14 protein-coding genes are annotated in these 13,074 nt (G+C 30.1%); 5 read left to right on the forward strand and 9 right to left on the reverse strand.

What is annotated here, in order from left to right; translation table 11 throughout:
* Positions 1–259 precede the first annotated feature (259 nt).
* From C7Y47_RS11375 to C7Y47_RS11385, 3 genes are read right to left on the reverse strand one after another with little or no spacing between them, the layout of a single operon-like run.
* Positions 260–538: a hypothetical protein gene (locus tag C7Y47_RS11375; protein ID WP_142508892.1), complete on the reverse strand. Its 279-nt coding sequence runs from the start codon at positions 536–538 to the stop codon at positions 260–262.
* Positions 531–926, reverse strand: coding sequence for a hypothetical protein (locus tag C7Y47_RS11380; RefSeq protein WP_142508893.1), 396 nt, complete (start codon positions 924–926; stop codon positions 531–533). The genes C7Y47_RS11375 and C7Y47_RS11380 overlap by 8 nt, the downstream gene beginning before the upstream one ends.
* A 35-nt stretch (positions 927–961) precedes the next feature.
* The gene (locus C7Y47_RS11385; RefSeq protein WP_142508894.1) at positions 962–1,510 is read right to left on the reverse strand and encodes a hypothetical protein; all 549 of its coding nucleotides are present in this window, start codon (positions 1,508–1,510) and stop codon (positions 962–964) included.
* Between the two features lie 241 nt (positions 1,511–1,751).
* Between C7Y47_RS11385 and C7Y47_RS11390 the strand changes: the two genes are divergently transcribed.
* From C7Y47_RS11390 to C7Y47_RS11405, 4 genes are all read left to right on the forward strand, one after another.
* Entirely contained in the window at positions 1,752–3,476 is a 1,725-nt protein-coding gene (locus C7Y47_RS11390) for a hypothetical protein (protein ID WP_142508895.1), read from the forward strand.
* 1,665 nt (positions 3,477–5,141) lie between these two features.
* Positions 5,142–5,675: a hypothetical protein gene (locus tag C7Y47_RS11395; RefSeq protein ID WP_142508896.1), complete on the forward strand. Its 534-nt coding sequence runs from the start codon at positions 5,142–5,144 to the stop codon at positions 5,673–5,675.
* Complete coding sequence (locus C7Y47_RS11400) at positions 5,672–5,902, forward strand: hypothetical protein (RefSeq protein WP_142508897.1); 231 nt, start codon at positions 5,672–5,674, stop codon at positions 5,900–5,902. Before C7Y47_RS11395 ends, C7Y47_RS11400 begins: the two co-directional genes overlap by 4 nt.
* Positions 5,903–6,027: 125 nt before the next feature.
* Positions 6,028–6,411 (forward strand): four helix bundle protein, encoded by a 384-nt coding sequence (locus C7Y47_RS11405; protein WP_185903465.1) that lies wholly within the window; start codon positions 6,028–6,030, stop codon positions 6,409–6,411.
* A 231-nt stretch (positions 6,412–6,642) separates the two neighbouring features.
* On the opposite strand, the gene C7Y47_RS11410 is transcribed toward C7Y47_RS11405, so the two are convergent.
* Positions 6,643–7,545, reverse strand: a complete 903-nt coding sequence (locus C7Y47_RS11410) for a hypothetical protein (protein ID WP_221887669.1) — start codon at positions 7,543–7,545, stop codon at positions 6,643–6,645.
* Between the two features lie 182 nt (positions 7,546–7,727).
* Positions 7,728–8,495, reverse strand: coding sequence for an SIR2 family NAD-dependent protein deacylase (locus C7Y47_RS11415; protein ID WP_142508900.1), 768 nt, complete (start codon positions 8,493–8,495; stop codon positions 7,728–7,730).
* A gap of 230 nt (positions 8,496–8,725) precedes the next feature.
* On the opposite strand from C7Y47_RS11415, the gene C7Y47_RS11420 reads away from it, so the two are divergent.
* Positions 8,726–10,558: a DUF262 domain-containing protein gene (locus C7Y47_RS11420; RefSeq protein ID WP_142508901.1), complete on the forward strand. Its 1,833-nt coding sequence runs from the start codon at positions 8,726–8,728 to the stop codon at positions 10,556–10,558.
* A 686-nt stretch (positions 10,559–11,244) separates the two neighbouring features.
* Here C7Y47_RS11420 and C7Y47_RS11425 read toward each other — a convergent pair.
* The 4 genes from C7Y47_RS11425 to C7Y47_RS11440 form a co-directional block, all read right to left on the reverse strand.
* Positions 11,245–11,775, reverse strand: coding sequence for an Arm DNA-binding domain-containing protein (locus C7Y47_RS11425; protein WP_142508902.1), 531 nt, complete (start codon positions 11,773–11,775; stop codon positions 11,245–11,247).
* 76 nt (positions 11,776–11,851) lie between these two features.
* Positions 11,852–12,187, reverse strand: coding sequence for a DUF771 domain-containing protein (locus C7Y47_RS11430; protein WP_436970106.1), 336 nt, complete (start codon positions 12,185–12,187; stop codon positions 11,852–11,854).
* Positions 12,188–12,416: 229 nt separating this feature from the next.
* Positions 12,417–12,599 carry a hypothetical protein gene (locus C7Y47_RS11435; protein ID WP_142508903.1) on the reverse strand — a complete coding sequence of 61 codons (183 nt, stop codon included), beginning with the start codon at positions 12,597–12,599 and terminating at the stop codon, positions 12,417–12,419.
* A 271-nt stretch (positions 12,600–12,870) separates the two neighbouring features.
* Positions 12,871–13,074 (reverse strand): ATP-binding protein (locus tag C7Y47_RS11440; protein ID WP_185903466.1); only part of this gene is annotated, 204 nt, incomplete at its 5' end.

Here is a 13,074-nt window from a genome sequence, read left to right on the forward strand (position 1 = left end):
ACTAATCATAATATATTAGTAATTGCCCATAATCATTTCATAAACGTTATGAAAGTGTTCATACTTTCCAAGGTTATCAAAGGAGCACTAAAAACCAATGGTTCTTACCTATTTCATAACCATTACGTCAAAGTTATGAAAATGTTCATACCTTTTCCGGTTTTGTGTATGGCAGAAAGTAGTACAAAATCAAATAGAGCTGATGAATTGAACAAAAATATTAGAGAAAGCAAATAGAGAGTCTAAAATTGACTCTCTATTAAAATAAATTATTGATTAAATCGATATCTTCTACAGAAAGATTATCTTTACTTTCATTAGAATTGATTGTGACAGGCTGTAAAAACTCTTGGTTTTGAAGTAGTTTATACATTATTTGTTCTACCTGTGACTTTAAATCTAAAGGTGAATGTTCACTATTCATATCAGCTTCTATTAACTTGCAGAGATAACTACTGATATTTTCTTTTGATTTAATAAACTCATAGATATGAACAGAATTTTGCTTAAAACTAATGGAAACCTTGTATTTAGACAAGTTTCTTCACTTCCAGTATTCTAAAGAAACTTAGCACATTAGCATACTGACTGTCTTGTTCGATTACTGCATTTGGGAATTGTCTTAGGATTTCCTCTTTCAGTAAAAGAGAGCCCCCACCACAAAAAGTAATAGAAATATTGTTAAAGGTAATACTACGTGATTTGGCAAAGTTAAATATCTCTGTAACATGTGTTTCGATAAGTTTATGAATAATTTCTTTGCTTTCCTCTTGTTTCCTCCCATTTGTGTATAGGTAGCCTTCTTTCAAAATATGTTCAACGTCTGCATCAGAGACAGTGATACCATAGTGTGAAGCCATCTTTTCAGCTACTTTGGAGCGTAGTATATTAATTCCACTATTACCTATAACCATAGAATCCAACATAGGCACAAGCCCTTCAAACATGCAATAATTAGAATTCAATCCCCTATATCGATGATAAGGCTCCGTTTTAATTTAAATTCATTTATACGTTGATAAATGGGACCCGTTCCTTCTGGTAATAAAATAATCTTATCAATTCGGAAAATAAATGCCTTGCGATTCACACGGAGTGAAATGGTTTTTTGTTGATTCTGTATAAATTGCTCGTATTTCGCTTTCAGAACCGAATTTTTATAGATATTAAGTGGGACATTTACTGCGAGGCGAATATTTGGAATGCCAATGTTCTTACTGTCTATTTGGGTAAGGTACTTTGTTATCGCAAGATATATACATAGTAAGTGTTCTATAGAGTGTTTGGATATATCATAGTTAGATTGTGCCTCCGAGTTCATATCCCCAATCAAAAAGGTTTTCCCATCTAACTCAACAATTTGATTGGTTGGTGTTAACTCTACCCCCAGGTCTTGAACCTCTTGTACTAAAGTTCTAAATTTATATTTGTGTAAATTGCCATTAATCGAAAAAACACTTTTTGTCGTGTGTTTGCCACTGTCAACAGCAATTGCAAAATGATTATTCATAATATTTGAAACCTCCTTAAAATGTTATTTTTATATGATAAGCAGATGAGGGAGAATAATTCCTACATATCGTACTAACTATGTCGAACATGGTGCGAAGTAGTGAGATAAAGGCCGAATCTCATTCAATATAGGGTAAAGCATATTGTGAGGTGTCAGACGTTATAGAACCGATAATCTATGTAGTATTTTTGCTCCTGTTGGTATGTTAGAGATAGCATAAAAAAGGAGAGAAATAGTATTGAATAAAGTATTAAATAGTTATGATTTTGATGAATTACGTCAACAAATTGAGAATAAAGAAAAATGGAATAAAGAAGCTTTCACGGTGTTTCCTTATGAAGCTGGGAGTGGAAAATCGAGAGAAAGTCAACATTTTTTAGGGGAAATGACGAAGAATTATTCGCATAAAGCTATCTATATACAGCGCTTTGTAAAAGATAATCAATTAGAAGAAGCTGTGAATCGTATCAACGAATTCGCTGGCAGGGATGTAGCTGTTGGTATTACAGGTGAAGATAATAAAAAGAAAAATGGATTAGACAAGGCGAAAGGAGCACAAATTATTGTGTGTAGTCACTCAATGTATAAGCAGTTCTGTCGAGGGTTACACACAGAATTACTAAAAGAGCGTGAGGTTTTAGTAGTAGATGAATATATTGATTTAGTGGAGAGAATCTATATAACCCTTGAAGATATGGCTTCTTTATGGAGTGATTTTGATTTATATGAACAAGGGAGAGAAATGGTAGCATTAGCTGAAATATTAAAGGAGAGATACTATCATTATTCTACATTGTTGAATGCAGTTAATAAACAAGAAATATTTTATTTAGATTTTCAAGATACTATCTATGCAAAATATAAGAGAGTTGTAGAATCATTAATTACCTCTGTTCATGATAAGGTACAGAAACAATTACTAATAAAAATCCAAAATTTATTGAAAAATGGCGGACTTTTTTATGAAAACTGCTTTCATACTTTCGAAGATATCTCGTTCTATCTTTTAGAAAATAATATAATTTTAGATGCGAATGGAAACTTTGATGCTACTTATCAACTCCACCAAGATATTTTCCATGTTAAAAATCAACCTCCTGTATTTAACTATTCTCAAACCATATTGAAGCATTTCAATATAAATACGAGTAAAGGACAGTTAGAAAAATATCTTAATTTTTATGAAAAAATGTTAGAGGTAATTGAATTCAACATTGGGAGCAAGATTTTATTTGTTACGGAAAAAGATAGTGTAAGAACGGTACAAGAGGCGTTGTTAATTAAGTATGCTCATATAGGCGATACAATAGAAGAGATAGAGTCACATTTCGATATAAAGTTTGAAATAGAGTATTTTGGTAATATTATCGGAAGGAATGATTTTCGGGATTTTGATAAGGTGGTTATTTTGAAAACACCAAACTATTCCTATTTAGACTATGCGTTGAAATTCTTTTATCTCAGAACGAAAAGTAGAAAGCCTATGGAAAATATTTGTATTTTTGAGAATCAGGATGTTGAGGCGATAAGGAAGACAGCCGTGGCAGGGGAAATATATCAAGCCATTAAACGAATTAATCGAGATATGAAGAAAAACGCTCAAATCTATCTTTTTTGCGATAGTAATGAGGAAGTAGATATCGTGAGGCAACAATTAAAAAATGTGCAATATGTAAAGCAGGAAATACTCTTCGTAGAGAAGGGGGAAAATGGAAAGAAAGAAGGGCAGTCTAAATTGGTAGAGAAAATCAATAGGGTGCAGGATGCCTTGCTTGAGTATGTTCACTCTAATATAGATAGTATTCGGAAGAAGGACATTCGAAGTCAAGCGAGTATTGCAGATAAATCTGAGTTCTCTAAAATTCTAAAATATCTTGAGCCGTTCCTGACCACCTACCATATTGAAAGTAAGGGGCAAAAATTTATTTTAAAACATGATACAGAATCTAAAGATGTCAGTTGAGGCATCTTTTTTGTTTTTAATGTTGTTTTACACACTCGTTTGAAAAAAAGAATGATGAAATATTATATTTGATGTTTAAAAAAGTTGTATTTCTCTCTTATATAAGGGAAAGAGACTCAATACAACTTTTATTTTTTAATGTAACAAAAAAATTTAGGAAAATTTCAATCACCAGAGTACCTGTTAATTATTGATAACCCTTGTTTTATAGGGGGATTTGGCTACTACATATATAATGTCATATTGTAGATTTTTGTTCATGCCATGTGAATAATAACCGTTGTAATCAAAAACATAATTTGGAGAAGTTTTGTTTTCCCAGCATATTTATTTCCTTTTAACAGTGCGTAGACAAATTTGGTAAGGAACATAATATATCTGGAGAGATGGGGATATTGGAGAACTGCAATACTTTTGTGGAATTATAAACAGCTTGCTGTTTTGTTAGGAGTGGTTTTTCAATTATCTTGGGATATGTATATAATTTGACATTTATCTGTGACTGGGTGAAGTGCAATAATCTATAGTAACAAATACTAAGTGTATTGTGTTATCAATTGTTCACAGGTGGATAACCATAACTATTGCCAAAAATATAAATTCTAAATATCTAAGATAAATAATAAAAAACCACTTCTAATAAAAAACATATGGGGATTACTGTATCCTCCAGTATTCCGTTTGAACGGATACACATAATTTCAAGATGCATTGGTAAGGTTTTAAACAGCTTGCTGTTTAGTTAAAAGTGGTTTTTGTTTTTTTAATTAAGTGTTTTGACTTTTAGATTTAATTTGAAATTCGGGTTTGTTTTTCACACTATATAGGTTTATGTTTTCAAAAAGTTGTTATACTCATCAAACCATTGATACTATTGGGTTCAGAAGACTTTACATTGAAAAATAATTTCCCTAAAAATCATGTTTTTTATAGACTGTATGGATTCAAAACATTCCCTTTTTCGAACGAGTGTGCAAAACAATATTAGCTGCGTGTAAGTGAGCAGTTATGAAGATAAACAATGAAATAACAATTTTATTAGAGACGGGCTAAAGTGATAAATATAGCTTTGTATAATTATCCAAAACTCGTTGACGAATTATTTAGGTTGTGTTAAATTTATTTCACGGAAAAACTACTTAGATATAATCGTTGACTTTAGTCAACCTTCTTTTATTTACTTTACTTAAACTTTACTTATAATAAGTGAACCAGTCTAACTGGATTACTTGAATGTACTTTACTTAGAAATTTAATATCTATAACCATGATTCAATGGGACAAGTGTGTCCTACTGAATTAGTTGAAAGGGGATAGGTCTATCCTTTGGTTATAGAAATTTTCTATGTAAATGTTTAATCACATTCAAGTAATCCAGTTTTTTTGTTGTTCTTTGAAAATTTTATAGTGATTTACTTTATCAGTGAAATAGGAGCCATTACAATGTCAGCACCTTTACACCAAAATTTACATAATCGGAGGAAAGATATGAATAGTTTCAAAGAAGAATTTCGAGGTTTGTTATTAAAAAGGGAATGTGTCAAACTACCTTGAACAGTTTTCACATTTCGTAAACTTTGTTCCTTTTATAAAATAAATATACAAGTGAACAAGCCACTTTTTTGAGTAGATTGAAATTAGAAATGAATTAGAGGAAATAACGATATGAAAAAACTTCTGGTATTAAAACTTAATGACGTGCAACAAGGGTATAGTGGCGATTTCTATTCCGAACAGTTCGATTGCATTTTAGAAGAAGGCGAAGATAAACATATTTCACAAACAGATTATTTTTGGACTAATAGTCATTTCATTGTAGATACCGAAAGAGATATAGATGTTAATTTGCCTAATATCCAAAAGGCAATACAGGCTGGGGCAACAATAGAAACAATGTACTATGTTGACCATTTGTTTCAATCGATTGACTGGTACTGGTATAACTTTGACGAATGGATAGGAGCTGAGGGGTTTGAAGAATGTGTAGAATATGGAGAGGAACATGGAATTATCTTTAAATTAAAAAGTGATGCTATAAAATATCAGGCATTTCTGGACTTTTATAAATTTAGTAACTTTATTAAAAAAGAAGAGGCTCTTCGCATTTTGGAAAACGTAGATTTGGAGTATGAAGCAGAACGTATTCTTAAGATACGAAAAAACATTCAAAACAAGGGGTTGTTTGTTATTTATATTTGAATGACGGAAGGATTTACTATAGTGAAGATAGAGAGCTGGGTGATTATGAAATAGAAATAATGACAATTGACAAATATCACAACTGTTTTGGTAAAAGAGAAGACTATTATAAGCCTTTATTAGAAAAATACTATAAAAAGAGAACGGATAGATTAGAAGAAGTATATGGTGAACTAAAAGAGCACAAAGATATGCTCGAAGAAAAGCTCGAAGAAATACTGAATTAAGCCATTAGGAAACAGCCAAACTATCCAATACTGTATTTGAAAGATTGAAGAAGTTGAACAAGAGTTATAGGAATATACTAAGTTATATATAGGAAAAATTTATGAAATACTGGAGGAGAAATATATTGGAAATTCAATTTAAAGACCCAAAAAAGTTAAAACTTTATGAAAAATGTATGGAATTAAACGACCTCATTTTCACATTTGTAAGAAGTAATAGTTTTAAGGAAATAGGGTCACTGAAATCACAGATTATTCGTTCAGGTACAAGTATTGGAGCTAATTTAACTGAAGGTAACGTTCAAATTTATCCTTTAAAAGAGTTATCTTTTTATAATAATGCTTTAGGAAGTGCACACGAAACTTTATATTGGTTAGAAGTTTTTTGTAAAAATAGATATTTAACCGTCCGACAATGTGAGGATGCTAATATAGTATTAAAGGAAATCATATTGATGTTAATGGGGATGATGAAGAATGCGAATTCCAAAATTGAAAAGGGAAGTTAAAAAATAGATATAGTATTTGAATTACTTCGTATCCTTGCAGGATTGAATTATAGAAGAGGATTTATTAAAATGGCTAATGTAAGCATCGTGTACTATTTTTAGACTCTGTTTAAAATGATTATTGCTAAATAAAATAATAATTATAGGCTTTGACTATCAATAAAAAACGACATTTTTTTGTTGATTATAGTCAAAGCCTATTTATTTTAGTCTTTTTGTAACAATATATGATTAATTATTAAAGGTAATTTTTATGCCATTTTGGGCACTTTTAGCTTTAATGTAGAAATAATTCAGACCATCATCGTAATATTCTTCGTAACTTACAATATGAGCATCGTCGCATTGCGTTATTAGTTCAGAATTAATTTCAATATCTTGATTAAGCAAATTAATACTCTCAATAAATTTTTTAGAGTCAAATCCAAATTCTTTTTTATTTCTAACTATTTCTTCAACAAAATCTTCATGATTCATTATTTCTTCGTAAAATATTAAATCTTTTGTTGTAAAAAATGCAGTATCTATTAGTATATGTTTTTTTGTCATATGCAATTTAAGTAGTTCAATTTTTTTAATAGTGTCTTCTGAAAAATCAATTTTAAAATCTCTAAATATTACATGGTAATATTGTTGAATTTCCTTCAATGTTTCAATTATTTTAAAAACTACTACTAATTCTTCCCTAACTACAATATTTTCTAAAGGATTCATTTGAATAATTTTAATTTCTTGTCTTTCTTCATTAAGATAGGTAAATAAGGGTTCATTTCCTTTTAGAAGGGTCAATAGAAAACTCATGGTTTCTTCTAAGTGTTTTAAGCTTTTGTATTTTTTTAAAGTGAAATTAAATTTTTGTTGTGTATAATTTAACTCTAATTGTATTCCTGGATGAGAGAGTTTTAATAAAGTAGTCCCAAATCCATTGAAAATTTCTATAGAAACGTCTGAAAGAACTTCACCTGTACCTTTAAAATATAAATCCGATTTAAATTTTTTTAGTGGTAAAGGGACAACTTTCATGGTTAAAATACTCCCACTTGTGGGAATAGATATTCCTTCGAAATGTGAGTGCATGTTAATAATTTTATCTCCAGAAATTTCAAATGCATTAAAATTGGAATCCTTTAACATATCGAAGAAGTTAATTCCTTGAAACTTTATATCTAAGTTTAATTTTTTATTATTATCAAAAGTACCAAGTGAACTTAATATTGAACCATTTGATGTAGTTTTAATAGTTGCATCTAATGCATATCTTTTCTCTAAGATTCTTAACCCTATTTCTTTATCTATTTTATTGATGATAATGTCTTCTAAAAGTTTTTTTTTATTTCCTCATGAAGTTTTTCAATAAAAACTTCACCAGTCATATCAATATAATTAACTTTTTTTTGATTTAAACGATTTAGTATGTGAGGAGGAAGACCAGGTGCAACTAAAAAGGGTTCTTTTTGAAAACTACCTATATCTTTTATCACATTATCAAATAAGAAATCAATGTTTTGGTCCGAAAGACTATAACCCAAAAAGATGATTGTTTTTTCTGCTAATAAAGTTTTTATTTTATTCCATAAAGGTTTATCAGTGTTTCTAAAGAAATTAGTGTAATCTGAGTTTGTAAGGACAATTGATTCGGGTACATTTATATCTCCATGAATTTTATATAGTCGTGTTCTTTTGTTAGCTAAAGGCAATTGTGTGTCAGATACAATAGTAGAAAGTTCTCGACCATAAGATTCTTCAAATAATTTATCATAGTTTGTTGTTACAATTAAATCTATTTGAGGTATTTCCGATACGAGCTTATGTGCCCAAAGTGATTTAGGTTCAACATCTATAGCATCTTGTAATATCTGATGTAATTCATTTCGTGAACCGTTACGCATATCAACAAATGTACCAGCAACATCTGAAAGTGATTGATTATTAAAATAGCCTTTTTCCTTTTCAGAACAACTATTAATAATTAATTCCCTCAGAGTATGTGCACTTGGCATACCTGCATATAGGGAGAATCCAGCACCAACCCATAAAACAACATCATTATCTCTAACTTTTTCTACTACTCTTTCGAAACTCATATGTACCCCCTATAAAGATATTTTAAAGCAGTATAATACATTTAATATTATACTGTTAATATGTTCTAATTAATAGAAATTGAATAATTATTATAATATCCTAATCGATTTTAATTCAAAAATGAAATTTATTGAGTTAGGTGGTGTAGGTATAGAGAAGGAATATTTGGCTATAGTTAAGTCCTTTCTATAAATAATAGAAGTAAACTTGTTAAAGGAGCTAACGAAATATGACACAAATTACAGGAAACGCAATAATTGTACGTACTCTTTTTAATAATCGTTATACAGTACAGTATTATCAGCGTGAATATAATTGGGAACGAAAGCAAGTTGAAGAGTTGATTGAAGATTTAACCAGTGAATTCTTGGAGTATTATCAGTCAGGCGATACCCAACGGGATGTTATGCAATATGGGAGCTATTTTTTAGGTCCCATCATTCTGACTAACGATAATGCCATAATAGATGGGCAACAGCGTCTTTCTTCCATAACGTTGTTACTTATTTATTTGAATAATTTGCAGAAATACTCAACTTACCCCAAAGTAAATATTGATAACTTAATTTATTCTGAGATGTATGGGCAAAAAACATTCTGTATTAATGTTGAAGAAAGGGAAGCTTGTTTAGCAGGACTTTTCGATAATGGAACTTATGATATTACTAATGAAACATCAGAAAGTGTAATTAATTTATTTAGCCGTTATAAAGACATTGAAGAACTTTTTCCAGATGAAATAAAAAGAGGAGCTCTCCCTGTGTTTATCGAATGGATAATTGATAATCTTGTTTTCATTGAAATAAAAACTACTTCTGAACAAGATGCTCATAGAATATTTGTAACGATGAATGATAGGGGATTGAGGCTTACTACTACAGAAATGCTTAAAGGTTATCTTCTTTCAGAGATTAGCGACAATAATATAAGAAACAGGGCAAATGATTTATGGAAAGACAGAGTGTTAAGATTAAAAGAAATTGAAAAAGATGGAGATACCGACTTTATTAAAAATTGGTTACGAGCACAATATGCTCAAACAATAAGAGAAGGTAAAAAGGATTCTGCAAACAAGGATTTCGAAATTATCGGAACAACCTTCCATAAATGGGTTAGGGAAAAGAAATCACTAATAAACTTAGATAAAAGTGTGGATTTCGAAAAGTTTATCTTAAATGAATTTAATACTTTTTCAGACATCTTCATTCGATTAAAAGAATATTCCAACACGTTTAATAAAGAATATGAATATGTTTATCATAATGCGGATAGAGGTTTTACCTTACAGTATCAAATCATCCTGGCATCTATTGATAAGGGTGATACAATCGATATTATCAACAAAAAAATACGTTTAGTTTCTTGCTTTATTGACCAGTTTATTGCAATACGTGTATTTAACTTTAGAACAGTGGATTACTCTTCTATAAGATATACTATATTTAATTTAACCAAGAAAATTAGAAGAAGAAGTATTGACGAACTTGTCCTCATTTTTAAAGACTATTTAGCTGGGATGGACCAGACATTAGAAGGGATAGACAGCTTCTATTTAAATCAATTTACACGAAGATATATGCTACATATTTTATCAAGGATGACTTACTATGTGGAAGAAAGTTGTGGGATAAATAGCAGTTTTGTAACCTATGTCAATCGTCAACAAAAAAATCCATATGATATTGAGCATATATGGGCAGATGATTATACTCAAGCCAATCATCAAAATGAATTTTCAACGGAGGAAGAATTTAAAACGTTTAGAAATCGATTTGGAGGATTGTTAATTTTGCCAAAGGATAAAAATAGAAGCTATCAGAATATGGAGTACAGTAAAAAAGTTTTGAAGTATGATAGTGAAAACCTATTGGTAAGAACTTTAAATGCTAACTGTTACAGTAATAATCCTTCATTTTTAAGATTCATGCAGAATAACAATTTGCCATTCAAACCATATGCATATTTTAACAAAGCAGATTTAATGGAAAGACAGGCGTTGTATAAAGAAATTTGCAAAAATATTTGGAGTATTAAATTGTTTGATGAAATTGCTAACTCTTAAAAAATTTTTGTATAACAAAAAGGTGTGTAGATTTCAATCATTTTCTTAAATGATTAAAACCCTTAATTCTTAAGACTTTGTTTAAGTGCTTAAATGATTGAAAAATGCGAATTAATTTGTGAATAAAAGTTTGGAACCTGAATTATTTTATAAAATTAGGATACAAACCGAGAGCGGAATTAGGAAAGTAATGTCAGGAAGAATGCTTGAACTACTTTTTGGGAAGCGTAAAAGTGCGATTAAAAAATGTCTTTAAAATAAGAAAAAATAATGATAATATGACAATGAAGATGATTACGGTCTAAGTTCGTCAAAAGAACGAATCCCTAACAATTTGAAAAATTGCCTTCACACCCTATAAAGCCTGAATTAAAAGCAGGATAGAGCAACGGCCTTCTAAGCCGTCGGTCGGGGGTTCGAATCCCTCCTGGGACGTATCAAGGTTCAGATAGAACAAGTTTGAACCAACTGAAAAGCGCTTCAAACCTTTTATTATCAAGGGTTTGAAGCGCTTTTGCTTTTTTGAGAATACGAAAGAAAAGGATAGAAAATGAAAAGTTTCTACACATTTTCTACACAAGAAAATGTTCATAAAGATGCTAGTTGTCTGTTCTAAATTGAATCCCTTTATTTTATACTGATTTCACCACACTCAATGTATTTTGTTGCATTTAACCTTTATAGGGTTATCCACATGAAATTAGTAAAGTTTTCACTAAACCACTTTTTAATGTCATTCTTCTTCTGGAATGATTCTTTTGTAAATTAGAATAATTTATATAAAATACGGGAAGAAATATATGTAAAGTGTTGGAGTTGATAGTGTATAGAAATTTACTGCTACAGCTGTTGTAAAAAGCATATTGCATACCTAGATTATTTAAGAATACTTGGTAATCACGTTTGGTAATAAGTTTAATAGGTGTCTCCTTGAAGTAATCAAGTAACTTTGTATAAACAGCTCTATAGGAGTTTAGTGTTATTTGAGAAATATCACTTTTATAAATAGTAAACCAATCTTTGAAATACTCAGTAAAAGCAATATTTTTAGCAAAAGGTAAATTACCTTTTGCTAAATCTGCCTCAATATGTGCTGCCGCAATAGAAGCTTCTTTTTTCGTTCTAAATCCACCTTTTCTTATAGGTTTATATTTTCCCTCGAATGTTCTGCTGACAGTGTACTGCCAAGTAGATCCACGTTTAGTGATACTAGCCATAACCTGCTCCTTTCTATTTAGATAAGGTTATAAGCATTGACAGTATTGTAACTTTTTATAAGAAGTAAAGAAATTTTCAAGTGAACTTTCTAGCTCCCAAAAATATCGTTGAAGTGTTCATCGAGAAACTTTGCCATTTGTAATGCATGCATGCTCCAAGGTTCACCTTTTTTTGAGGATAATAAACAAAACCTCCACAGCTAATATCTAGAATAGATTTGAAGCGCGGGTTATATAATACATTTTGTTTAATCCAGTCTTTTTTACGCCCCATGCGGTTCTCTAAATCCATCATGGACCAATATACACCTAGTAGGTTTGCTTTTTTTAATTCCTCAAGTTCCAATTTTTCAATTATAACTTGTGATTCAGGTATAATGATTAATAGTTGGACACTTAGTTTTTGTTGCAAATATTATTCTCCTTTCTTTTTGGAGTAGGGGAACCATAATGCTACATATAGTCTTATATCAGTTATATTCTATAGATTATATTTGACGATATTCCCACTCAGTAAGGTAACTTTTTGAATATCCAAGCGACTTGGATCCATTACACAGGGTTAAATGGTTTTATGAGTGATTAAAATATATTGGATAAATTATATTTAGATTCATTTTCTTGCAATTCTTTCATGACCTTTATTCTTTATTTGAATTAAGCCTAATATGAAAATAATTTGTTTTATCACACTTTATTTTTTTCGTTAAATTAGTATTTTTCTCTAGTTCATTTTTCGAATTGAGTTCCAACTCCCATTGTTTTAATATTTCTAAAGCATTCTTACGTTGCTTTTTTAATTGAAAATGATCGTTGTTATACAAAATAACCCTCCTAATAATTTCTTCTTAAGAGAGTTTCTAAATTATATTTAATATTTACATTTGGCCAATTTATTGGCCAAAAATTAATTAATAGCCTTCATTTAATATAGAGGTTGATCAATTCATTAAATAGATAAAATAAGTTGATAAAAATTTCTTTATATCTTTCCAAAGTTGCTTATATGCTAGTAAGATATTTAGTTTTAATTATCCCGAAATATAAATGTCAACACCAATATGTACATTTTCGCTCGTTTAAGGATGTACAAAATTACTCGTTTTCCGAGGTTAAATGATGCTTTAATCGGTATGAATCGCCGACAATTGAGACCACGCTTGCGTGATGTAAAATACGATCTAAAATCGCATTCGCTAATTTCGGTTCAGGAAAAATTTCATCCCATGATTTGAAGTTCACATTCGTTGTGAAAATCGTGCTACGTTTTTCATAACGTGCATCAATGAGCTGGAAAAA

Source organism: Lysinibacillus sphaericus, assembly GCF_006864135.1.
Lineage (GTDB): Bacteria > Bacillota > Bacilli > Bacillales_A > Planococcaceae > Lysinibacillus.